We start from the raw sequence: 22,770 nt of genomic DNA on the forward strand, positions 1-22,770 counted from the left end.
CCTTGCTGCGACTCCGAGACCTGCCGAGGACATCCATGAGCGAGCTTGCTCCCGACGTCGTGGCCCGCCCGCCTGCGCCGGCGCCCGTCGTGCATCCCACGAGGGCGCCCACTTACACCCTGAGCCAGGGCGTCCTCGCCTGCGCCGGCGTGTTCACCATCATTGGCGTGCTGGCGATCGGCTCGTTCAACCTGGGCGTGCTGCTGCTGCTGGGCTCCTTCGGCTCGACCGCAGTGATGATGTTCACCTTCCCGGAGCTGCACTTCTCGCAGCCCCGCAGCGTCATCGGTGGGCATTTCATCTGCACAGCGGTGGGCCTGGCGGTGCTGGCGGTGTTCGGCCCGGCGTGGTGGTCGCTCGCCGTGGCCGCGGCGGTCTCGGTGGCATTGATGATGCTCACGCGGACGATGCACCCACCCGCGGGCTCCAATCCCGTGATCGTGTTCCTCGTCGCACCCAAGTGGGGCTTTTTGCTCTTTCCCACGCTGTTTGGTGCGCTGACGATGGTGGTCGTCGCGGTGCTTTATCACCGGGCCACGCGGCGGGCGTATCCGGCGTACTGGTACTAACGCACCAACGGACGCACCTGCTCGACCAGAGCGAGCAGGAACTTGCCGGGCTCCTCGTGGGGCGCCAGATGCGCCGAGTGCTCGAACCAGACGAGCTTCTTCACCGGCGCCTTCAGCTGGGTCAACCAGGGTTCGATGACCGAGGACGGCGTGGTCAGGTCGTGGCGGCCGAGGAACATGAAGACCGGGAAGCGCGTCTCGCGGATGCGCGTGTGGTCGACGCGCCGCATGTCGGGCAGCAGGGCCGGCACCGACAGCTGGCCGCCCTGGTCGATGGCCAGGCGGTCCTCGAACTCGTAATAGGGCGACAGCCGCGCGGCGCGGAAGTAGAAATCGGCGTTGTCGCGGTAGGCGGCCAGGCCGCCATAGGCCATCACCCATTTGCGCGCGACATTGACCTTGGCGAAGGGGATCTCGCCCTCGCCGGGATAGGGCACGATGGCTTCCAGCTCGGTCAACGCGACCGTGTCATGGCGCTTGCGCGCCTCGGCCAGCAGCGCCTCATATTGCGCCTTTTCGTTGGCCTGCAGATTCATCAACGGCCCGACACCGACATAGGCGCTGACCCAGCTCGGCTTGGCCATGGCCGCGTCCAGGCCGATGACATTGCCCCAGGAATGGCCCAGCAGGATGACGCGCTCGACCTGGAGGCGCTGGCGCACCATGGCGATCAGCTCGATGAGGTCGTCCGCCATCTGCCGGCGCGTCAGCGAGGCCTTGTTGGCGGCCTCGCCCCCATGGCGCAGCGTCTTGCCGGTGCCGCGCTGGTCCCATTGCACGACGGTGAAGAAGTCCTCCCAGCCGCGCTGGTAGGGCCAGCTGCGCCCCATCTCGGCCGCGCCCGGCCCACCGTGCACATAGATGAGCACCGGGTTGGCCCGGTCGGCGCCGCGGATGGTGATCCATTGCTTGAGCCCACCCAGCTCGACGGCCTCGCTGATCTCGACCGAATTGGGCGCCACGAGGCGCTGCTGATCGGCAATCATGGGCCGCACGGTGGCGTAGGCGGGCTCGGCAGGGGGCGGCGCAACGGGCGCGTCCGCGGCATGGGCCAGGCCGGCGAAAAACAGCAGCGTGGCGGGCAGGAATTTCTCGATCATGGCGGCCGGGCGTTGAACGGGCGGCGCACCATAGCACCAGGGCCGCCCGGCCTGCACGACCGCCACGCCATGAGAGACCTTCCCTGGTTCCTGCTACCCGCCCTGCTGCTGTCCGCCTGCGCTGCGCCAACCGGCATCACCTTGCCGCGCCAGCAGGCTTGGGTCGAGGGCAAGCGCGTCGAGTACGTGACGACGGACATCTCCGACGGGACGATGGCCGCGCAGGCGGGCATCCACCACGTGCCGCGCCTGGCCGGCGCCGTGGGCATGGGATCGGCCTCCCTGACCGAGCGCGTCTACAAGTTTGCCGACGGCGCGCAGATCAGCGTCTTCGCCTCCGGGCCGGCAGCCGTGGGCGCGGTCAAGCCCGACCCGAACTACAGCCCCCTGTGGCGGCTGGTGCTGGTGCGCTGGAAACCGGCCAGGCCGCCGCGCGAGCTGCGCTCCGAAGAGGCGGTGCTGGACGCTCAGGCCTCGGGCGACGTCGAGCTCGACGTGACGGGCATCGTCGTCAACTGCCCCATCACGCGCGGCGTGGACGGCAGCGCCTTGCGCGGCGTGCGCTGAATGCCGACCAGCAACGCCAGCCCCGGCACGCGGCGCAGCACGAGATAGGCGCTGCCGCTGATGGCAAAGGTCAGCACGATCAGCAGCACCGCCTCCAGCCCCCAGGGCAGGGCCAGAGGTTTGAGCCACTGGCTCAGCACGACGATGACGCTCTGGTGCAGGATGTAGAGGCAGAACACCGCCTTGCTCGCCTCCCGCAGCAGCGGCGATTCCTTCGTGAAGGCGCGCTGGGCCCAGCCCCCCGCGGCGACGATGGCAAACCAGGTCAGCGAGCCCCGCAGCGTGCGGGCGGCGGTCAGGACGGCATCGCTCGGCGTCGCCTCGGCGTACTGCTGGCTGAAGACCATCAGCACGGCCCAGCCCGCCAGCGAGACGCCGAGGGCCACCCAGCGCAACCGCAATGCCGCCGCCCAGAAGTCTTGCGCCAACGGCGTGCGGCTGGCCCAGCCGATGGCAAACAGCCAGCCGTATTGCAGGTGGTTGTAGAGGTCATGCACCAGGTCGTGCTCGACCGGGAACCGCGGCTTGATGAAGATGCGCATCAGCGCCAGCGGCACGGCGGGCAGCAGCAGCCAGGCCCAGGTGGGCAGCCGCAGCTCGCCGCGCAGGCGGATGAAACGGGCCAGCAGCGCCCCCAGCACCGCATACAGCCACAGATAGGGCAGGAACCACAGGTGGTTCCAGGTCGGCACGTCCATGCAGTCCTGGCCGCGGCAGTATTTGCCGCCCTTCAGGTAGGCCTCCCAGAAGTCGAGGTAGCCGCCGTCGCCGGGCAACTGTGCCGGCACCTTGGTCAGCACCTCGAAATAGGCCTGCGGCGTGACGATGACGGCCATGCCGAAGAGCAGCGGCAGCAGCAGGCGCAGCGAGCGGTCCTTCAGCGTGCCCAGGGCGCCGCGCTTGGTGAACAGCCCCTGGCAGGCCGCGCCGGCAATCAGGAACAGCAGGCCCAGTCGCCACGGCGAGCTGAGCTGCATAAAGGGCTCGAGGGCGCCGCTGGCCGCGGGGCTCTTCACATGCCAGTCCCAGGTCACGTAGTACATGCCCACGTGATACGGGATCAGCAGCGCGAAGGCGGCAACGCGCAGGCCGTCAAGGAAGGGGAGGCGGTTCGTGTTCATGGCCGCCAGCTTCGCGCTAGCACGGCGCGCGAGCCAGCGCGCTGGGGCGAGTGGCGCCGCCCCAGGGGCCAACGGCTCTCAGCCTCTCAGGGCAGGCTGCTGAGCCGGATGCTGGCCGCCGCGTCGGGCGCGCCGCGCAGCTCGGTCAGCAGCACCGCCTTGCCGTTGACACGATGGAAAACATAGCGGCCAACCTGCGCGAAGCGGTCCGCGCCCACGGTGACAGGCGCCAGCGAGGCACGTGCCTGCAACGCCATGTCGGTCGCGTTGAAGGTGCCGACCCGTGTGAAGCAGGCGTAGAGCATGTCCAGGCGAGGATCGCAATTGAACTTGTCCTGCTCCAGCACCACGAGCTGGTTGCTCACGAGGCTGTCGCTGATGGACAGCGCCGCATAGCCGAAGCTGGCCGTTGACGTTGACGCCGACATCGCGAAGGAGCCGGCATAGCGCATGTCCAGGCTTGGATCGCTGGACGCCGTGAAGACCTTGCCGCAGGCGGTGTACAGCCGTGAGCTGGTTGCCGAGGCCCACACCTGGCCGCAGATTTCATAGTCGCCGTGATAGGGCGAATCGACGGCATCACGCGGGCCAGTGGCTTCCAGCGTGACGTTGTAGATGTCGTTGGGCGAGACGTCCCGGGTCGAGAAATAGATGCGGTCACCGGCGGCGTGCAGTACCGGCCGCACCGGGCTGTAGATGTTGGCCGTGGCGGTCTTGTCGATGCCGTTGGCCGTGTCCACCCAATGCAGGTAGGCCCAGGTCGGCGCCGAGCCGAAGGCGTAGATGCGGCCCTGGCCGTCCAGCACGACGGCGCCGACCGGCATGCTGACCGCAAACCGGCTGACCGCCATCGCCGCGCCCGACGTGGCCGGCACGAGGTCGACGAATGAAACGGCGCCGTCATGCCCCACTGCCGCGCGCCGGCCGTCGGGCGACAGCGCCACCGAGGTCGGCACCGAGGCCAGCGCGACGCTGCGCGTCTGCCCATCGGCGAGCGAGCGCAGGTTCAGCGCGGCGGCCGGCGCCTTGGACACCGACACGACGGCATCCAGGCTCGCGCTGTAGGCAGCGGCAACGACGTCATGCGGCAGCGTGACGGCGTCAGCCAGCACCTGCGGCGGTTGGCCGGCCTCGGGCTCGGCGAAGTAGCCCACCTTGAGTTTGACCGGCACGACGAAAGGGCTGCCGCGCGCGGGCGTGGCGCATTTCGAATCGATGCAGACCTCGACGGTGATCGTGTCGTCATAGCTGCCCAAACCGAGCACGCCAGGAGACGACAACCCGACCTGCAGGTCCAGCCCCGAGTCGGTGCGCGGTGATTCGCCAATGAAGTTCAGGGCCTTTTTCGTGTAGGTCACGCGGTAGTAGTAGCCCTCGGCGGGCGGACGATCCACCAGCAGCGCGAGCTCGACCTTCTCGACCTGGTTGCGCCGGTAAAGGTCGCGCTCCACGGTCACGCTGGACATCGACATGTGGGCGCCGATGTCGTTGGACGGGGTCACCGGCGTGGTCGTGCCGCCGGGCGTGCTCGACCCCCCGCCACCGCCACCGCCACAGGCGGCCAGCACCAGGCAAGAGGCCATCAACGCCCACCGCACACGCCTGCCCATCGCGCCCCCCCGGCCTGTGGCCTTTTGATTGGGCGACGATGCTAACCCGGTCAGCGGCTTGCTTCGTTAGCACACGTATCGACCGTCAGCCGGCGATCGCGTCCAGAACCCCGCGGTAGCCGCGTGACACGCGCAGCGTTCCGCCGCAACTCAACGTCAGCACGGCCTCGCCACTGGACAGGCGCTCGATGCGCCGCACATGCACCGGATTCACCGCGTGGCTGCGGTGCACGCGTACAAAGCGCGCGGCCCAGCCGGGGCGGCCCAGCGCATCGGCCAGCGTGGCGCGCTCCAGCAGGCTGCGCGGGGGCAGGTGCAGCTCGATGTAGTTGTCGGCTGCCGAGATCCATTGCACTTCGGCCAGCGCAATGCGCTCGCCTTCAACCCACCACTCGCCCACTGGCGCCGCGGGGCGCGCCAGCGACTCGCGCACGCGCGCCAGCGCCGCGGCCAGCCGCTCGGCCGTGTAGGGCTTGAGCAGATAGTCCAGCGCCGCCAGCTCGAAGGCCTGCAGCGCGTGCTCGGCGTGCGCCGTCGAGAAGATGATGCAGCGCACACCGGCCTCGCGCAGCGCGGCGGCCAGTTGCACGCCGTTGCCGCCGGGCATCTCGATGTCGAGCAGGGCCAGGTCGGGCGGCGTGGCGAGCGAACGCACGAGGGCCAGGGCCGACGGCGCGTCGGGCGCCTCCATCAGCTCGGCCACGTCCGTCTCGGCCGCCAGCAGGCGGCGCAGCTTGGCGCGCGCGGCGGGCTCGTCGTCGACGATCAGCGCGCGCATGGCAGCTCCAAACTCAAGCTCATGCCGCCACCGTCGGGCCCGAAATTGACGCTGGCAGCATCGGCATAGCGGGCTTCCAGCCGCTCACGCAGATTGCGCAGCCCCAGGCCGCCATCAGGGTCAGGCGGCGAATCGGGCGCCGGGGTGTCGCCATGGTTGCTGACGGTCAGATGCAGCCGCTCGCCGACGCGCTTCGCGACGACGCTGACCGTCACCCGGCCACGATGCCGCGCCACGTCATGCTTGACGGCGTTCTCCACCGGCGCCAACAACAGCAGAGCAGGCAGCCGGCAGGCGCTCGCCGCCTCGTCGGCCTCGATATGCACGACCAGCCGCTCCGGCCCGAAGCGGGCCTGCATCAGCGCGAGGAAGGGCTGCACCAGCGCCAGCTCCTCGCCCACCGTGTGCTCGGCGCGCTGTTGGGCTGCCAGCGTCTGGCGCAGCAGGTCGGCGAGCTGGCACAGCAGCTTGTCGGCGCGCGGCACGTCCTCGTACATCACCGAGCTGATGAGGTTGAGCGTATTGAACAGGAAGTGCGGCTGCACCTGATCGGCCAGGCGGGCCAGGCGCACCTCGGCCAGCTCGCGGCGGGCGCGATCCAGCTCCTGCGCTCGCGCGGCGGCCGCCTGGGCCATCCAGACGCCGCGCGAGATCAGGCAGAAGCTGAGATAGCTGACGGCGTCCTTGCCACCCTCAAAGACAAGCACCGTGGCCAGATCGTCGGGGTGGTAGCCCACGCCGGCCAGGCCGTAGACCGCAAAACGCAGGCCGAACATGCCGGCGATGTGCAGCAGGCTGAACAGCGGCATCGCGGCCGCATGCGCCGCCAGCTGGCGCTGCCAGGACCGGCCCCGCAGTTGGCCCAGCAAGGCATGCACACCCAGGGCCAGCAGGCCGATGACGCTGACCGAGCTGAACTCCCACAGGAACGGCTCCCAGGGGTGGGTGCCGCCCGAAAGGCGGTAGGTCTGCAGCGCGGAGATGCTCAGCAGCAGGCCGATGATGGCCAGCACGGCGACATAAGGCAGGCGCCAGCGGCGCGGCAGGATGGTCATGCCGCGAGGTTAGCCCGGGCAGGGGCTGCGCCTCGGCGCTTCGCCCCGGCCAGGGCGCCATTCGTCCCAGGACCGTCAGCGGTTGGGCCGTGGTTTGCTGTCGGCCGCGCCGTGCTCGCCACCCTTCACCATGCCGCCGCGGCGATCGGCATCCAGCCCCGGCGTAGCGCGCAAGTCAGTGTCAACCTGACCCTGCTTCAGATCGCGCGCCGCACGATCCACCTGAGGGTCGGGCCTGGCGTTGGTCGCCGAGTTCTGCTGGTCACGCTCGTGCGGCAGCGACGGCTTGCCCTCGGGCCGGGCGGCGTCGGGGTTGATGGTCTTGCTCATCGCCTGGCGTGGCTCTTGCCAGCCTGCTCGGCATCGCGCATCTCGCGGGCCTCGTCGATGCTGCGCGGCGCGGCCTCGCGGGCGGCTGGTTCCACACCGCCGCTTTTCACGAACTTCTCGGCGGACTCGCGGTGGCGGCGCGCGGCGTCGTAATTGCCTTCGCCCTGCAGACCGTCGCCCTGGGTCGGGCTTTTGGAGGTGGATTTCATCGCGGGCTCCGGAAGAAGATCAGTTGAACAACTTTCGGCGACGAGCGCAGCGGTCGCGGTCATCCAGGCCGCCTTCGCCCTGTCGGCGCAGGCCGACAGGGCGGTCGCGGCGGCGCGCCGTCCTACAAAGCGCGCAGTCGGCGTCCGGGCCACTGGCAAGACGGCGCGGCAGAGCATGGGTCGTCATGTCCTCCACCCCTGCTGCCTCACTGCCTCCGCCCGCCGACACCGCAAGCACCGGCGAGGGCAAGGCGCATTGGGAAGGCGAAGGCCCGCAGTGGCGCCTGGTGCTGGCGGGCGACGGCGCCGATGTGGCACTGCCCAAACCGCCCGCCGAGTTGCCGGTGGCGGCGGGCACGCGGCTGGGCTTTGACAGCTCGGCGCTGTCGCACTGGCAGCCACCACTGGCCGGCGCGCTGTGGCAGCTGCTGGCACCGCTGGCGCGAGGCGGCGTGCAACTGGACCTGGCTGGCCTGCCGCGCGGCCTGCAGCCGCTGCTGTCGCTCAGCCTGCCCAAGACCGAGGCCGCGCAGAAGAAGAAACCAGCCGCCGATGACGAGCCTCAGGCGGAGCCCGAATGGCGCAAGACCCTGGTCTTCGTCGGCGACATGCTGGGCGCCGTCGGCCGGCTGGCGCGAGGCAAGAGCGCTATGCGCATGAGCGACTGGCTGTGGCAGATCGAGCAGACCGGCCCGCGCAGCCTGCCCATCGTGCTGCTGGTCAGTTCGCTGGTGGGGCTGATCGTGGCCTACATGGGCGCCGAGCAGCTGAAGCGCTTCGGCGCGCAGAGCTACATCGCCAATCTCGTCACCGTCGGCGTCGTGCGCGAGATCGCGGCCCTCGTCGTCGGCATCGTGCTGGCCGGCCGCGTGGGTGCGGCCTTCGCGGCCCAGATCGGCAGCATGCGCGCCGGCGAGGAGATCGACGCGCTGACGACGCTGGGCGTGGACCCGATCGAGCACCTGGTGCTGCCGCGCATGCTGGCCCTGCTGGTGACCGGCCCACTGCTGACGCTGTGCGCTGGTGCCGCAGGCCTGGCCGTGGGCTGCGGCGTGGCCGTCGTGCTCTACGACGTGCCGGCCGCGGCCTACCTGGCGACGACGCGCGAGGCGCTGGAGGGCTGGGACCTCTTCGTCGGCCTGCTCAAGGGCAGTGTGTATGCGGTGCTGGTGGCACTGGCCGGCTGCCGCCAGGGGCTGAATGCCGGTCGCAGCGCCCAGGCAGTGGGCGAGGCGACGACGGCGGCGGTCGTGCAGGCCATCGTCTGGATGGTGGTGGCGGCCTCGGCGCTGACCGTCATCTTCCAAAGGCTAGACATCTGATGGACAAGGGCGAGGTCCTGATGCGTGTCGAGAACCTCAGCCTGCACGCCGGCGGCAAGGAGTTGCAGCATGGCCTGAACTTCGAGGTCAAGGCGGGTGAGGTGTTCGCCATCGTCGGCGCCAGCGGCTGCGGCAAGAGCACACTGCTGCGCCACATGATCGGGCTGCAGACGCCGCAGACCGGCCGCGTGCTGTGGACGGCCGGCGGCAAGGAACGCGATGTGCACGGCGACGATCCGCCGCGGCGCGAGATCGGCGTGGCCTTCCAGGCCGGCGCGCTGTGGAGCAGCATGACCGTCGGCGAAAACATGATGCTGCCGCTGGAGCTGTACACCGAGCTGGACGAGGCCGAGCGCGAGCGCCAGGCCCGCTTCAAGCTCGCCCTGGCAGGTTTGAACGACCCCGCCACCTTCGACGCCGAACCGGCCGCGCTGTCGGGTGGCATGCGAAAGCGCGCGGCCATCGCCCGCGCGCTGATGCTGGACCCGCCGCTGCTGTGCCTGGACGAGCCCTCGGCCGGCCTGGACCCGCTGACCTCGGCGCGGCTGGACGACCTCATCAAGCAGCTGAAGAACGATGTCGGCTCGGCCATCGTGCTCGTCACGCACGAACTGGAGAGCCTGTTTGCCGTGGCTGACCGCGTGCTCTTTCTCGACGTCGAAGCACACACGGCCACGGCGCTCGGGCCGCCGGCAGAGCTGCGAGACCAAGGACCCGAACCGGTGCGCGAGTTCCTGACCCGTGGCCAGTACGAACCGCAGAAGGAAGCCGCGTGAAGCGCCGCCGCGCCAGCCCCCTGGCCATCGGCGCCTTCGTCGTCGGTGCGCTGGCCCTGCTCGCCGTGGCCCTCGTCGTGCTGCCGGGCCAGCACTGGTTCAAGCAGCCGCAACGCGTCGTGATGTTCTTCTCCGGCTCGGTGTTCGGGCTGCAGAAGGGCGCGCCGGTGGTGTTCCGTGGCGTGCGCATTGGCGACGTGACCGACATCAGCGTGCACTACGACAGGGAAACCGACAGCTTCGCCATCCCCGTCGTTGCCCAGCTGGATGCCGACGCCGTGCGCGGCCTGAACGGCCGCAACGACAGCGACGACATCGGCCACGCCTTGCCTGCCCTCATCAAGCGCGGCCTGAGCGCCCAACTCGGCACGCAAAGCCTGCTGACCGGCCAGCTCTACATCGACCTGGACATCCGCACCAAGCAGCGCGGCACGCTGCGCGGGGGCTTTCGCGGCGACATGACGGAGATCCCGACCGTCGCGACGGCCTTCCAGGCGCTGAAGAACCAGCTCGAGAGCGTGGACCTGCGCAAGGTCCTCGATGACCTGAGCCAGATCGCAAATTCTGCTCGCTCGCTGATCGCAGCGCCCGAGCTGAAGCAGGGCCTGAAGGACTTCGCGGCCACCGCGGGCCACGCGCGCAAGCTGGCCGCCCAACTGGAGCAGCGCGCCGCGCCGCTGACGCGCAGCGCCGAACGCGCCATGGCCAGTGTGGATAGAGCTGGCGACAAGGTGTCCGGCGCGGCTGACAAGGTGGGCGTGGGCGCCGACAAGGCCAGTGCCGTGCTCGACCCGAACGGCCCGGTCATGCGGGACCTGCAACGGGCCCTCGCAGAGCTGAGCCGCGCCAGCGCCTCGCTGCAGGAGGCCGCGAGCAGCGATGGCCCCTTGCTGCAGCAGACCGAGCGCACGATGCGCGACTTGTCGCAAGCGGCGCGGGCCTTGCGCCAGCTCGCCAACACGCTGGACGCGCAACCCGAGGCGCTGCTGCGCGGCCGCAAGCCCGACACCACGCCCGCACCGGAGCCCGCACGATGAAGCCGATCGCCCTGCACCGCCGAGACCTGGTCCTGGGCCTGCTGGCCGCGGCCACCCTGGCCGGATGCGCCACGCGCGACGCGCCGCCGCGCCGCCTCTATGGCCTGACAAGCACGCCGCCCCTGCCGGCCAGTGCCAAACCCGGCCAGGATGGCCGCGCCTGGGTGCTGAGCCCGCAGATCGCGCTGCCCGAACTGCTGGACCGCGACGAGATCCTGGTTGCCGAGGGCAGCGCGGGCCTGAGGCCCTGGCCCGAGGCGCGCTGGGCCGAGCCGCTGCGTGACGCGCTGCCGCGCGTGCTGGCCGAGGACCTGGGGCGGCTGCGCCAGCCCTACCCGGTCACGTTGGGCACCAAGTCGCAGCCCGACAACGGCGCGGAGTCGCTGCGCCTGGTCGTGCAGGTCGATGAATGGCTGGCTCGCCAGGATGGCGGTGGCCTGCAGCTGACGCTGCGCGCGCGCTGGCGCTGGGCCCCGCTGCACGCGCCGATCAATACCGCCCTGCCTGCCGCCGGCGCCGCCGAGCTGACCGTCCCGTGCGCGGCGAACGCCGATGCACTGGCCGACGCTTACCGTCGCAGCATCCTGGAGCTGGCCGCACGCATGGTCGCGGCCTCCTGAACCCGTCACTTCAGGGAGACCCTGAGGCGATCGCGCGGCCGGCGCGGAAACAATAGCGGCCGCAGGGGCGGCTGCCTCGTTTAAAAAAGAACCGCGCCCGGGCCGCCCGAGGGCGCCAAGGGAGTGTGTGATGTTGGAAAGTCTCAGGTCCTGGGTCATGGTGCTGGCATTGCTGATCGGCGGCCCCTACGTGATGTTCAGCGGCGCAAACGACTCGCGCGACATCAAGCGCCTGCAGGCCAATGGCCGCGAGACCACCGCCACCGTGGAAAGCATCGAGTGGCGCAAGAAGCGCAGCGGCTCGGAGAGCGGTTTCCGCGGCCACATCGTCTTCAAGACGGAGGCCGGCAACCTGGTCAACGCCGAGATCGGCCTGCCTCAACAACAGGGCCAGGCCATGAAGGACGGCAAGGCCGACCCCATGGTCAAGGTGCGCTACCTGCCCAATGAACCCAGCGTCGTGCGCTTGGCCGACATGCAGGACAACACCAGCGAAACCCGCTGGATCGGCGCAGTCATGTTCCTCGCCGGCCTGGGCCTGTTGTGGTGGCGCTGGCGCAAGAACTCGGGCGGGCCGGCGGCAGTCGCGGCTTGATGGAAGTGGGGCCGGCGATGCCGGCCCCGGATCACTGCGCCACCGTCAAGCGGGCCGCGAACGCCTTGTGCACGCCCAACAGGGCGGCGGCGCGCTGGGTCTGTACCTGAATCAGCGCGTCTGCCGCCGCCAGGCGCTCCTGCTCGACGCTGAGCAGCGCGTAGAAGTCGGTCACACCGGCCTCGTAGCGCTTCAAGGCCAGCTCGCGGGCACGCCGCGTCGCGTCGGCGGCGGTGGCCTGGGCCGCGGCCTGAAGCTCCGTCTCGCGCAGCGTCGACAGGCTGCCCTGGGCGTCCTGCAGGGCCGTCAGCTGGGCCTGCTCGGCACCGGCGACAGCAGCCTCGTAGCCAGCGCGAGCCGCGCTCTCCTCGGCCTTGCGAGCGCCGAAGTCGAGAAAATTCCAGTTCAGCGCCGCGGCAAGGCTGTGGATCTGCGTACCGCTCTTGAACAGGTCACCGGCGCTGCCGGCGCTCCAGCCGATCTGGCCGGTCAGGCCCAGGCTGGGCCAGCGCGCGGCCCAGGCGACATGAGCGCGTGATGCGGCAGCCTGGGCGCGCACGGCGGCGGCCTTTACGTCCGGGCGTTGGGCCAACAGGCCTGCGGGGTCAGGCAGCTGCCCCAAGCTGATGAGGCGGGGCTCGGGCATGGCGGGCAAGGGGTCGCTGTCGGCCTTGTCGCAGTCGGCTGGCGGCTGGCCGCGCAGCACGTCGAGCTGCAGCCGCGTGAGGCAGGCCGCGTTGCGCAGCGCCGGGACGCTGGCCGAGGTCTGCGCCACCAAGGCTTCAGCGCGGGCCTGGTCCAGCGCGGTGCCGCGGCCGGCGCCGACGCGGGCCTTCACCAGATCGAGCAGCTGGTTCTGCACGACCAGGGTCTCCTTGGCCAGATTCAGGCGGTGGCCGAGGCCGATGAGCTGGGTCTGCAGGTTCAGCGCCGTACCGGCCAGGCTGAGCTGGGCGGCGTCACGATCGAGCGCTGCGCCTTCGGCGTCATAGCTGGCGGCCCGGGCGTTGGATGCGGCGCGGCCCCACAGGTCCACCTCCCAGCCCGCCGTCGCATTGACGCCGTAACTGGTGAAGTTGTTGAACACGCCCTGCTCGTTGGGCGCGCGCTGGCGGCTGGCGCTGGCACCCAGGCCCACGGTCGGGAAGCGCTGGGCACCGGCGGCCGTCGCAAAGGCTTCGGCCTGCTTCAGCCGCGCGGCGGCGGCACGCAGGTCCCGGTTGTTGGCCAGCACCTCGTCGACGACGCGCTGCAGCTGGGCGCTGTCGACGAAGGCGGCGGTCATGGTCGCGGCGCCAGGATTGGCCCCGGCCTCGATGGCAGGCAACTGAGCGAAGCTCGCGGGCGCCAGGTTCTGCGGTCCGGAGGAGAGGCCGGGCGCGGCGCATCCGGCCAGCAGGACGGCGGCGGAAGCAGCGGCGAGAGGGGTCAGGCGGGCGAGCATTTCAGTGGCCCTCCTTCTTGGGTGCAGCATCGTCGATGCCGGGATGGAAGGCATGCGCGGAAGCGTCGATCTGGGCACGCACCGTGGCGGCGCGGGCGCGACGCTTCTGGGTGCTGGCGCGCAGCAGGCTGTAGAAGACCGGCGTCAGGAAGATGCCGAACAGCGTCACGCCCAGCATGCCGGCGAACACCGCAATGCCCATGGCACGGCGCATCTCGCTGCCAGCGCCACTGCCGAGGATCAGCGGGATGACGCCGGCGCAAAAGGCGATGGACGTCATCAGGATGGGGCGCAGCCGCAGGCGGCAGGCCTCGATGACGGCCTCGCGGATGGTCTTGCCCTGCTCCTCCAGCTCCTTGGCGAACTCGACGATCAGGATGGCGTTCTTGCACGCCAGGCCGACCAGCACGACGAGCGCCACTTGCGTGAAGATGTTCAGGTCCCCCGCCTGCCCGAACGGCGGGAAGTGCGACAGCCACACGCCGAACAGCGCCGACAGGATGCACATCGGCACGATCAGGATGATGGCCAGCGGCAGGCTCCAGCTCTCGTACTGGGCAGCCAGCACCAGGATGACGAGCAGCACCGAGAACAGCAGCACCGCGGCGAGCGTCGGGATCTGCACGTTGAGCACCGGCACGTTGACGCTGCGGGTCAGGCGGTCCTGGTAGCTGAGCTCGGTGAACTCATAGCCGAAGCCGCGCGGCAGGTTCTTCAGCAGGCTCTCGATCTCGCCTTCGGCCTGGCCGCTGGAGAAGCCCGGCTTGGGCGCCCCGTTGACGTCGGCCGACGGGAAGCCGTTGTAGCGCGTCACGCGCGTCGGGCCGAAGGTCGGCTCGACGCTCATCAGCGAACCCAGAGGCACCATGTCGCCGACACCGTTGCGGGTCTTGAGCTGGACGACGTCCTCGGCCTTGGCGCGGAAGGGCGCGTCGGCCTGCACGATGACCTGGTAGGTCTTGCCGAACTTGGTGAAGTCGTTGACGTACAGCGAGCCGAGGTTGATCTGCAGCGTGTCGTAGATGGACGCGAGCGGCACGCCCATCTGCTTGGCCTTGACGCGGTCGACGTTGGCGAACAGCTGCGGCACGTTGATGTCGTAGTTGGAATACGGCTGGCCGATGGAGGTGTTCTGGTTGCCGTAGATCTGGCCCAGCGTGCCCCAGACGGCGCCATACAGGGCCTGTTCGCCCTGGCTGCTGCGGTCCTGCACCTGCACCTTGAAGCCGCCGGCAATGCCCAGCCCGTCGACCGGCGGCGGCGGCACGACGAACATGCGCGCGCCCTGGATCTGCTGGATGGCGCCGTTGACCTGGCCGAGGATGGCCTCCTTGCTCTTCTCGCGCGAGGTGCGCTCGTCAAAGCTCTCCAGGCCGAAGAAGACGATGCCCTCGTTGGGCGCGGCCGAGAACCCGGCGCTGGACAGGCCGGGAAAGGCCACCGAGTCCTTGATGCCGGGCACTTTCAGCGCGATCTCGCTCATGCGGCGGATGACTTCCTCGGTGCGGTCCAGGCTGGCGCCGGCCGGCAACTGGGCGATGCCGATCAGGTACTGCTTGTCCGGCGCGGGCACGAAGCCGCTGGGGATGCGCGCCAGCAGCAGGGCCGTGGCGCCGAGCAGCAGCGCATAGACGACCAGCGCGAGCGACTTGCGCTTCAGGATGCCGGTGACGCCGCGGCCGTAGTCTTCCGAGCGGCGGTGGAAGAAGCGGTTGAACCAGTTGAAGAAGCGGCCGAACACCTTGTCCATGCCGCGCATCAGCGCGTCCTTGGGCGCGTCATGCGGGCGCAGCAGGATGGCGGCCAGCGCCGGCGACAACGTCAGCGAGTTGAAGGCCGAGATCACCGTCGAGATGGCGATGGTGACGGCGAACTGCTTGTAGAACTGGCCCGACAGGCCCGGCACGAGCGTCAGCGGGATGAACACCGCGCACAGCACCAGGGCGATGGCGATGATGGGGCCCGAGACCTCCTGCATGGCCTTGACGGTGGCCGCATGCGGCGTCAGACCATCCTGGATGTTGCGCTCGACGTTCTCGACCACGACGATGGCGTCGTCCACGACGATACCGATGGCCAGCACGAGGCCGAAGAGTGTCAGCGTGTTGATGGAAAAGCCCAACAGCAGCAGCACGGCGAAGGTGCCGATGATGGACACCGGCACGGCCACCAGCGGGATGATGGAGGCGCGCCAGGTCTGCAGGAAGATGATGACGACCAGCACCACCAGGCCGACGGCCTCGAACAGCGTGTGCACGACCTTTTCGATGGAGGTCTGCACGAAGCGCGTCGGGTCGTAGACGATGGCGTAGTCCACGCCCTTGGGGAAGCTGGGCTTGAGCCTCTCCATGGTCTTGCGCACGTTGTCCGAGATGGCCAGCGCGTTGGAGCCCGGCGCCTGGAAGATGGCGATGGCCGCGGCTTCCTTGTTGTTCAGCAGGCTGCGCAGCGCATAGGTGTTGGCGCTGATCTCGACGCGGCCGACGTCCTTCACGCGCACCAGGGCACCGGTCTTGGGCTCGCTGCGCACGACGACGTCGCCGAACTCTTCCTCGCTGACGAGGCGGCCCTGCGCGTTGATGGCGAGCTGGAAGTCCGTGCCCTTGGGCGACGGCGAGGCGCCGACCACACCGGCCGCCACCTGCGTGTTCTGCTCGCGGATGGCGCCGACGACATCACTGGCCGTCATGTTGCGGGCGGCGAGCTTTTGCGGGTCCAGCCAGATGCGCATGGCGTAGTCGCCGGCGCCGAAGCTCAGCACCGAGCCCATGCCGGGCACGCGCAACAGGTCGTCGCGCACATTGAGCGTGCCGTAGTTGCGCAGGTAGAGGGCGTCGCGCGAGTTGTCCGGGCTGACCAGGTGGACCACCATGGTCAGGTTGGACGCGGCCTTCTCGGTCGTCACGCCGATCTGGCGCACGATGTCGGGCAGGCGCGGCAGGGCGCGGTTGATGCGGTTCTGCACCGCGGTCTCGGCGGCTTCCGGGTGGGTGCCGATCTTGAAGGTGACAGTCAGCGTCATGCCGCCGTCGCCGGTGGCCTGGCTGTCGAAGTAGAGGACGTTCTCGAGGCCGTTGATCTGCTCCTCGAGCGGCGTGGCCACCGTCTCGGCGATGACGCGCGGGTTGGCGCCGGGGTACTGGGCACGCACAACAACCTGGGGCGGCGCGACCTCGGGGTACTCGGAGATCGGCAGCAGCGGGATGGCCAGCGCGCCGATCAGGAAGATGAAGAGGGACAGGACGGTCGCGAAACGCGGCCGGTCGATGAAGAAGCGTGAGATGTCCATGGCAGGGGCCGCCTTTGTTTACTTCGAGGCGGCGGAGGCCGGAGCGGAGGCGGGAGCCGGGGCAGCGCCCGGTGCGCCCGGCGGCGCGGCGGGGATGGGCATGCCCTTGTCGTCGACCTTCAGCACCTGCGGCGTGACCGGCGCGCCGGGGAAGGCACGCAGCAGGCCGTCGACGATGACCATCTCGCCGGCCTTGACGCCATCGACGACGCGCATGCCGTCGATCAGCGCGCCCGGCGTGACGGGGCGGGGTTGCACGATGTTGTTGGGGCCGACGATGAGGACGATCTTGCGCGTCTGGTCGGTCGTGATCGCGCGGTCGGGCACGACGACGGCGTTGTAGTTGCCGCTGCCGACCAGCTTGATGCGGGCGAACAGGCCCGGCGTGAACAGGCCCTGCTTGTTGTCGAACACCGCGCGGCCGCGGATGGAGGCGGTGGCCGGGTTGAGGCGGTTGTCGACGAAGTCCATCTTGCCGGCGTGCGGATAGCCCTGCTCGTTGGACAGGCCCATCTGCACCGGGTTGGCGACGTCGCGCGACGAGCTGCGGCTGCCGTCGCGGGCGGCGCGCATGTACTTCAGGTAGGTTGCCTCGCTGGCGTCGAAATAGGCATAGACCTTGTCGCTGGAGACGACGGTTGTCAGCACCGGGTCGCCCACGCCGACGAGGTTGCCCGGCGTCACATTGGCGCGCGAGGTGCGGCCGCTGACCGGCGCCGTCACGCTGGCGTACTCGACATTGAGCTTGGACTGCACCAGGGCCGCCTCGGCCGCCTTCTGGTTGGCCTCGGCCGAGCGCAACGCCGAGCGCAGCTGGTCGATCTCCTGCTGGCTGACGGCGTTGATGCTGATCAGCTTCTCGGAGCGGGCCAGATCGGTCTTGGCGAGCTCGGCCTGGGTCCGGGCTGCAGCGATCTGCGCCTCCACCCGCGCCACGTCGGCCTTGAAGGCGCGGGCGTCGATGGTGAACAGCGGGTCGCCCTTCTTGACGAGCTGGCCTTCCTTGAAGCGCACCGCGTCGACGGTGCCAGCGACTCGGGAGCGCACGTCGACGGTATCCGGCGCTTCCAGGCGGGCGGTGAACTCGTCGAACTCCTGCACCTCGCGCTGGGTAGCGGGGGCCACCGACACGGGCGGCGGGCCGCCATGAGCCCCCGGGCCGCCGCCGCCCTCCTGCTTCTGACCACAGGCGGCGAGCAGGGCGATGAGGACGGGAGACAGGGTCAGCGCCAGATTCTTCTTGGACATGGGGGGCTCCGAATGCAAGCGGGCGACTGTAAGCACATCACCGCGGCACCGTTACCCCAAAACCTAAAGCCCATTCAGGCTGCTGACATTACTTGTCAACAGGTCGGAACTGTGAACAGCCGGTTGTTTGCGCGCTGGCTCCGAGGCGGCCAGCCGTAGGCAGGCCCCATAACCGTGCGTGTCAGCGGTTCGCGTGCAAACAGCCGTCAAAAAAGCCGCCGGGCACGGGGCCGGGCGGCTCTGGCAGTAACGCACGGGTTTCATGACCCCGCGCAGATGATTTATTAGTGGACGCCGTGCATCTTCTTCTTCATCCACGGGGTCAACAACATCAGTACGAGACCGGCGCCGATGGGGATGGCCGTGAAGATCAGGAAGAAGGCCGACATCGAGTACTTGGTCGAGATCTCGTCGATGTAGGCGCCGGTGGAGCCGGCCAGCTTGTTGGCAATGGCCGTGTTCAGGAACCAGACACCGAACATCAGGCCCAGCAGGCGCGGCGGCGCCAGCTTGGAGATATAGGACAGGCCGACCGGCGACAGGCAGAGCTCGCCCATGGTGTGCAGCAGATAGGCCAGGCTCAGATAGATCATGCTGACCTGGGCCGTCTTGGCGCCTTGGGCGATGCCGGACGAGCCATAGGACAGCGCGGCGAAACCCAGGCCCAGCAGCACCAGGCCGACGCCGAACTTGACCGGGCCAGGCGGGTTCCAGTGCTTCTCCCACATCTTGGAGAACATCGGCGCCAGGATGACGAGGAAGAAGCTGTTCAGCACGCCGAACCAGCTGGCCGGCACTTCGGACTGCTCCAGCGCGAACTCGCGCGCCAGCATCCAGATCACCAGGCCCCAGATGACGGCAAAGGCCAGCCCCAGCATGCCGTTGGCCAGCAGATAGCGGCTGCCGGTGCTGCGGTTGAGCTTCCACAACAGCCAGGTCAGGATCAGCGCGGGCAGCACGGTCATCAGCGAATTGACGACCTTGAAGACGAAGCCGCTGGTGCCGATCAGCGTGCGGTCGGTGTAGTCGGCCGCAAAAATGGTCATCGAGCCGCCAGCCTGCTCGAAGGCAAACCAGAAGAAGATGGTGAAGAAGGAGAAGACGAAGATGGCCTTCAGGCGATCTTCCTCTTCAGTGGCGCGAAAGAAGAACCTGAAGACGGCTTTCCAACGCTGCCACATCACCGACGGCAGGAATCCGCGCAGGATGAAGACCACCAAGTTCACGCATTGCCGCAGGAACGAGGTGTCGCTCTTGGGCGGCGGCGCGCCGACCTCGCCAAAGATGTGCTGGCTGAAATAGAACTGCAGCGCACCCAGGATCATGAACAGGCCCGCGAGGCCGAAGCCCAGGTGCCAGGACACCTTTTCGCCGATGTAGCCGCACAGCAGGATGCCGAAGAAGGCACCGGCGTTCACGCCCATGTAGAACAGTGTGTAACCGCCGTCACGGGCGTTGTCTTCCTTGGGGCCGTAGAGCTGGCCGACGATGGCCGACACATTGGGCTTGAACAGGCCCGTGCCCAGCACGACGAGGCCGAGGCCGATGTAGAAGCTCGGCACCGTGTTCAGGAACATCGAGATGTGGCCGGCCGCGATGACGAAGCCGCCGAACAAGACGGCGCGGCGCGTGCCGAGGTAGCGGTCCGCCAGGTAGCCGCCCAGCACCGGCAGCAGATAGGCCATGCCCGTGTACCAGCCATACAGCGACGTTGCCTCGGCACGGCTCCATCCCCAGCCGCCCTTGGCGACCTCGGTCACGAGGAAGAGCACCAGCAGGCCGCGCATGCCGTAGTAGGAGAAGCGCTCCCACATCTCGGTAAAGAACAGCACGAAGAGCTGATTGGGCTGGCCGAGGATGGTCGCCGGGGTAGGCGCCGCTCGGCCGGCCGTGGCCGGGTTGGCCACGGGGGTGGTGGTAGTCACGTCAGTCGTTCCAGGTGAAACCGCGAGGAGGCGGGCGGGTAGCCCGTGCGGAAGCCTGGAATTGTCCCGCCAGCAGGGCGTTTTCCGCGGACGGGCGGCCCAGGGATTGCCCTGGGTCGGTTCAAGCCCGCGGTATGCCGAGGAACTCAGGGCGCAGCGGCGTGCGGTGCGCCCGCGGCGGCGGCGAGAACGGGCTCACGCTCCGGCAGGATGTAGACCAGGCTCTTGCCAGCGCCCAGTGTGGGCAGCACGACCTCGTCGAAGAAGGCCGGTTCGACGACGACGCAGCCCAGCGTGATGCGACGGTCTTCCAGCTTGGCCGAGGCCAGGCGCTCGGGGCGGCGCTGGCTGGCCGGCGCGGGACGCAGCCGGTGGATGGCAAGGTTGGCTTCGTAGTCGAACCAGACAATGCGCTCGCCGTTCAGGTTGACGCCCGGCTGGGCTTCGAAGCGGCCGGCCGGTGTCACGCGTTCGTTGACCTTGAGCGCCGCCGGCTGCTTGCCGCGCGAGCTCTGCGGCTCCTGGTCACCGGGCGTCAGGCCCAGCAACACGGGGGCGCGGCCGACAAGGCTGCCGTCCGCGGCATAGATCGACAGCGTCGCCTGGCGCTTGTCGACGATCGCAAAAGGGCGGCCGTCCCGGGCGTCACTGGCCACCGGCCTTGAGATGACCTGCGCACCAGCCGAAGCCGTCGCAAAAAGGCTCCACACTGTGGCGATGCCACACATGACGGCCCTGGCCCGATCTGCCCAACTGCTGCCCACTCGACGCCCCTTGTCCCGGGCGGCGCAACCATCGCGCCTGCCTTGGCGGGCAGTCTAGGAAAGCAGTCTTGTAACCAACAGACAAGGACTTCACGGTTTGGCGTTGTTACCTCGTCTTGACCCGGCCTGGGCCAGCACCTGGGGCGGTGCAGCGCCTGGGAAGAAGGCCATCAGGGATTTCTTTTCCGGCAGCACGTAGACAACGGCACGGCTCTGGCCCAGGTTGGGCAGGACGGTGCGCTCGAAGAAATCGACGGGAACGTTGATGCAGCCCCAGCTGATGCGGTTGTCGGCCGCCGTCTTGGTGGCCAGGCGCTCCAGGCGGCGCTCCTTGGGGTTGGAGTTGATCACGCGGTGCATGGACACGGCGGCGTCGTAGTCCACCCAGACGACCTCCTTGCCGTCGGCGTTGCGGCCAGGGGCCGACACGAAGCGGCCGGCCGGCGTCGTGCGCTCCTGCGGCTTGATCTGCTCGATGCTCTTGCTGCCGATGCCAGCCACCGTGAGGTCGCCGGAGGCATAGCCGAGCAGCACCGGACTGGTGCCAAGCAGGCGGCCACCAGCGGTGAAGACGTAGACCTGGGCGCGGCGCTTGTCGATGATGGCGAAGGCGCTGCTGCCGTTGTCGGCCTCGCGCACGGCCCAGGCGGCCACGCGGGTCACGTCCAGCGGCGCACGGACCTTGCCGAAGTCAAGCTGGCGGTCGATGACCGCGGGCGGCTGGGTTGGGGCGGGCGCCTTGGCGACAGCCACCGGGCGATGGGCGGACGCCACGGCGGGCTTGCGCTTGAAGCTGCCGCTAAAGAAGGTGAAGAAAACGGCCAGTGCCAGGGCAGCGATGACGCCACCCTGGCCGAGGCCGATGAGGATGTCACGCCGCCGGGCTGCGGCGGCGAGATCAGCGCGTTCTCCGAAACGCATGGTTTGTGACGGAGGCAGCGCTCAGCCGACGACGATCAGTGACGGTCGGCGCGGGGGGCGGGCGCAGCCGGCTGGTCGTACGACGGGCTCGGCGTGGTCGTCGTGGTCGTGGTCGTCGTGTCAGTCGTCGTGGTGGTCGGCGTCGCGGCGGTGCTGTCGACCGGCGGCGTCACCTTGGCCGGGTCGTCGGCGGGCGGCTGCTGCTCGGCCATGGCGGCCGTGGCGGCGGTGCTGTCCGCAGGCGCCGCTGCATTCGGATCAGCCGGCGCCGCATTCGGGTCGGCAGGGGTCTGTTCGCTGGTGGGCGAAGCCGTGGCAGCGGCCATCGGGTCGGTAGGCTGCTTTTGATCTTCGGTCTGGGCGAAAGCCAGGCCGATGCTGGTCACGAGAACGGCGGCGGTCAGTGCACTGGTGGCGGTCTTGAGGGCGGACATGGGGGGAACTCCTTTTGAAAGCGGGAACCGGCCTGGAGCCGGGTGGCTGGGCCGGGCATTTCCACCGGCTGAGGTCCACTCTAGGCCTGCACCCTTGCGCCCGGCGTCGGCGCCGAGCGTCATCTCATGTAGGAGGCTCCCCCAGTCCGTAGCGGCCGGTTACGCCGTGTAGCTGCCGTGCCTCGCCGCTCGCATTCGCCTGAGCCTTCGCAGCCTCAGAGATTGAAGTCGTAGTCCACCGTCAGCGGTGCGTGGTCGCTGAACATCTGACCGGTGTAGATGGCCTCCCGCCGGGCCAGCGCCGCGATGCCGGGTGTGGCGAGGTGGTAGTCCAGCCGCCACCCGACGTTGTTGGCGCGCGCCGCACCGCGGGCGCTCCACCAGGTGTATTGCTCGGCCTTGTCGTTCAACGTACGGAAAACGTCGACGACACCCCCGTCGTCGAAAAGCGTGGTCAACCAGGCGCGCTCCTCGGGCAGGAAGCCGCTGTTCTTCTGGTTGCCGCGCCAGTTCTTCAGGTCGATCTCCTTGTGCGCGATGTTGACGTCGGCGACGAGGATGAACTCGCGCTCGGCCTTCAACGCCTGCAGATGAGGGTAGAGCGCCGCCAGGAAGCGGTACTTGACCGCCTGGCGCTCCTCGCCACTGGTGCCGCTGGGAAAGTAGACGCTGATGAGGCTGAGCTTGCGGCCGGGCTTGTCGAAACGCTTCTCCACCCAGCGGCCCTCGCAGTCGAACTCGGGCATCGCCAAGCCCGTGATCAGGTCGCTGGGCTCTTCCTTGGTGTACAGGCCCACGCCTGAGTAGCCCTTTTTCTCGGCGTAATGGAAATGGCCGTTGAGCAGGTCGCAGCTGCGGAACTTGGCTTCCACGACATCCGCCTGCGCCTTGAGCTCCTGCACGCCGACGGCATCGGCCTGCTGCTTGTCGAGCCAGTCGAAGAAGCCCTTGCTGGCGGCGGAACGCACGCCGTTGAGGTTGGCGGTGATGAAGCGCATCGGATTAGGGAGAGGGTTTGACCTGGAGAAGTATCGCAGTGCAGCAAATGCACAACAC

The 22,770-nt window shown here is 68.9% G+C and carries 22 protein-coding genes; 7 read left to right on the top strand and 15 right to left on the bottom strand.

The features are described 5' to 3' along the window. Positions 1–35: 35 nt before the first annotated feature. Positions 36–569 (top strand): HPP family protein, encoded by a 534-nt coding sequence (locus ACXJKM_RS20455; protein WP_457354791.1) that lies wholly within the window; start codon positions 36–38, stop codon positions 567–569. Here ACXJKM_RS20455 and ACXJKM_RS20460 read toward each other — a convergent pair. After that, entirely contained in the window at positions 566–1,669 is a 1,104-nt protein-coding gene (locus ACXJKM_RS20460; RefSeq protein ID WP_457354793.1) for an alpha/beta fold hydrolase, read from the bottom strand. The genes ACXJKM_RS20455 and ACXJKM_RS20460 overlap by 4 nt on opposite strands. 69 nt (positions 1,670–1,738) lie before the next feature. Here ACXJKM_RS20460 and ACXJKM_RS20465 point away from each other — a divergent pair, with 69 nt between their 5' ends. After that, a complete protein-coding gene (locus ACXJKM_RS20465) occupies positions 1,739–2,236 on the top strand; it encodes a DUF7482 domain-containing protein (protein ID WP_457354795.1) in 498 nt (165 codons plus the stop codon). Here ACXJKM_RS20465 and ACXJKM_RS20470 read toward each other — a convergent pair. The 6 genes from ACXJKM_RS20470 to ACXJKM_RS20495 form a co-directional block, all read right to left on the bottom strand. Then, positions 2,137–3,357, bottom strand: coding sequence for an acyltransferase family protein (locus tag ACXJKM_RS20470; RefSeq protein WP_457354796.1), 1,221 nt, complete (start codon positions 3,355–3,357; stop codon positions 2,137–2,139). The two genes, ACXJKM_RS20465 and ACXJKM_RS20470, sit on opposite strands and share 100 nt — an antisense overlap. Positions 3,358–3,443: 86 nt before the next feature. Beyond that, positions 3,444–4,940 carry a hypothetical protein gene (locus tag ACXJKM_RS20475; RefSeq protein ID WP_457354798.1) on the bottom strand — a complete coding sequence of 499 codons (1,497 nt, stop codon included), beginning with the start codon at positions 4,938–4,940 and terminating at the stop codon, positions 3,444–3,446. Between the two features lie 112 nt (positions 4,941–5,052). Continuing rightward, complete coding sequence (locus tag ACXJKM_RS20480; protein WP_457354800.1) at positions 5,053–5,745, bottom strand: LytR/AlgR family response regulator transcription factor; 693 nt, start codon at positions 5,743–5,745, stop codon at positions 5,053–5,055. Further along, positions 5,733–6,800, bottom strand: a complete 1,068-nt coding sequence (locus ACXJKM_RS20485; RefSeq protein WP_457354802.1) for a sensor histidine kinase — start codon at positions 6,798–6,800, stop codon at positions 5,733–5,735. The genes ACXJKM_RS20480 and ACXJKM_RS20485 overlap by 13 nt, the downstream gene beginning before the upstream one ends. Positions 6,801–6,875: 75 nt before the next feature. Then, the gene (locus ACXJKM_RS20490; protein WP_457354804.1) at positions 6,876–7,130 is read right to left on the bottom strand and encodes a hypothetical protein; all 255 of its coding nucleotides are present in this window, start codon (positions 7,128–7,130) and stop codon (positions 6,876–6,878) included. Continuing rightward, the gene (locus ACXJKM_RS20495) at positions 7,127–7,339 is read right to left on the bottom strand and encodes a hypothetical protein (RefSeq protein WP_056191523.1); all 213 of its coding nucleotides are present in this window, start codon (positions 7,337–7,339) and stop codon (positions 7,127–7,129) included. Before ACXJKM_RS20495 ends, ACXJKM_RS20490 begins: the two co-directional genes overlap by 4 nt. Before the next feature lie 185 nt (positions 7,340–7,524). Here ACXJKM_RS20495 and ACXJKM_RS20500 point away from each other — a divergent pair, with 185 nt between their 5' ends. The 5 genes from ACXJKM_RS20500 (at position 7,525) to ACXJKM_RS20520 (ending at position 11,689) form a co-directional block, all read left to right on the top strand. Further along, a complete protein-coding gene (locus tag ACXJKM_RS20500) occupies positions 7,525–8,661 on the top strand; it encodes an MlaE family ABC transporter permease (RefSeq protein WP_457354806.1) in 1,137 nt (378 codons plus the stop codon). Further along, positions 8,661–9,437, top strand: coding sequence for an ABC transporter ATP-binding protein (locus tag ACXJKM_RS20505; RefSeq protein WP_457354808.1), 777 nt, complete (start codon positions 8,661–8,663; stop codon positions 9,435–9,437). Before ACXJKM_RS20500 ends, ACXJKM_RS20505 begins: the two co-directional genes overlap by 1 nt. After that, positions 9,434–10,474 carry an MlaD family protein gene (locus tag ACXJKM_RS20510; protein WP_457354810.1) on the top strand — a complete coding sequence of 347 codons (1,041 nt, stop codon included), beginning with the start codon at positions 9,434–9,436 and terminating at the stop codon, positions 10,472–10,474. Before ACXJKM_RS20505 ends, ACXJKM_RS20510 begins: the two co-directional genes overlap by 4 nt. After that, positions 10,471–11,094: a PqiC family protein gene (locus ACXJKM_RS20515; protein WP_457354812.1), complete on the top strand. Its 624-nt coding sequence runs from the start codon at positions 10,471–10,473 to the stop codon at positions 11,092–11,094. Before ACXJKM_RS20510 ends, ACXJKM_RS20515 begins: the two co-directional genes overlap by 4 nt. A gap of 130 nt (positions 11,095–11,224) precedes the next feature. Continuing rightward, complete coding sequence (locus ACXJKM_RS20520) at positions 11,225–11,689, top strand: DUF3592 domain-containing protein (protein ID WP_457354814.1); 465 nt, start codon at positions 11,225–11,227, stop codon at positions 11,687–11,689. 31 nt (positions 11,690–11,720) lie between these two features. Here the strand turns inward: ACXJKM_RS20520 and ACXJKM_RS20525 are convergent, their stop codons facing one another. The 8 genes from ACXJKM_RS20525 to ACXJKM_RS20560 all read right to left on the bottom strand — a co-directional run bounded on the left by ACXJKM_RS20525 (position 11,721) and on the right by ACXJKM_RS20560 (position 22,712). After that, entirely contained in the window at positions 11,721–13,133 is a 1,413-nt protein-coding gene (locus ACXJKM_RS20525; protein WP_457354816.1) for an efflux transporter outer membrane subunit, read from the bottom strand. Between the two features lies 1 nt (position 13,134). Then, entirely contained in the window at positions 13,135–16,422 is a 3,288-nt protein-coding gene (locus tag ACXJKM_RS20530; RefSeq protein ID WP_457354818.1) for an efflux RND transporter permease subunit, read from the bottom strand. A gap of 18 nt (positions 16,423–16,440) precedes the next feature. Continuing rightward, the gene (locus ACXJKM_RS20535) at positions 16,441–17,670 is read right to left on the bottom strand and encodes an efflux RND transporter periplasmic adaptor subunit (RefSeq protein ID WP_457354820.1); all 1,230 of its coding nucleotides are present in this window, start codon (positions 17,668–17,670) and stop codon (positions 16,441–16,443) included. A gap of 284 nt (positions 17,671–17,954) precedes the next feature. After that, on the bottom strand, positions 17,955–19,595 hold the full coding sequence (locus tag ACXJKM_RS20540) for a peptide MFS transporter (protein ID WP_457354822.1): 1,641 nt from the start codon (positions 19,593–19,595) through the stop codon (positions 17,955–17,957). A 146-nt stretch (positions 19,596–19,741) separates the two neighbouring features. Further along, positions 19,742–20,251: a hypothetical protein gene (locus ACXJKM_RS20545; protein ID WP_056191502.1), complete on the bottom strand. Its 510-nt coding sequence runs from the start codon at positions 20,249–20,251 to the stop codon at positions 19,742–19,744. A 198-nt stretch (positions 20,252–20,449) separates the two neighbouring features. Further along, positions 20,450–21,280 (bottom strand): hypothetical protein, encoded by an 831-nt coding sequence (locus ACXJKM_RS20550; protein ID WP_457354824.1) that lies wholly within the window; start codon positions 21,278–21,280, stop codon positions 20,450–20,452. Between the two features lie 35 nt (positions 21,281–21,315). Beyond that, complete coding sequence (locus ACXJKM_RS20555; protein ID WP_056191498.1) at positions 21,316–21,714, bottom strand: hypothetical protein; 399 nt, start codon at positions 21,712–21,714, stop codon at positions 21,316–21,318. Between the two features lie 215 nt (positions 21,715–21,929). After that, positions 21,930–22,712 carry an exodeoxyribonuclease III gene (locus ACXJKM_RS20560; protein WP_056191496.1) on the bottom strand — a complete coding sequence of 261 codons (783 nt, stop codon included), beginning with the start codon at positions 22,710–22,712 and terminating at the stop codon, positions 21,930–21,932. Positions 22,713–22,770: the final 58 nt, after the last annotated feature.

The sequence above is a fragment of the Roseateles sp. P5_D6 genome (assembly GCF_054049415.1).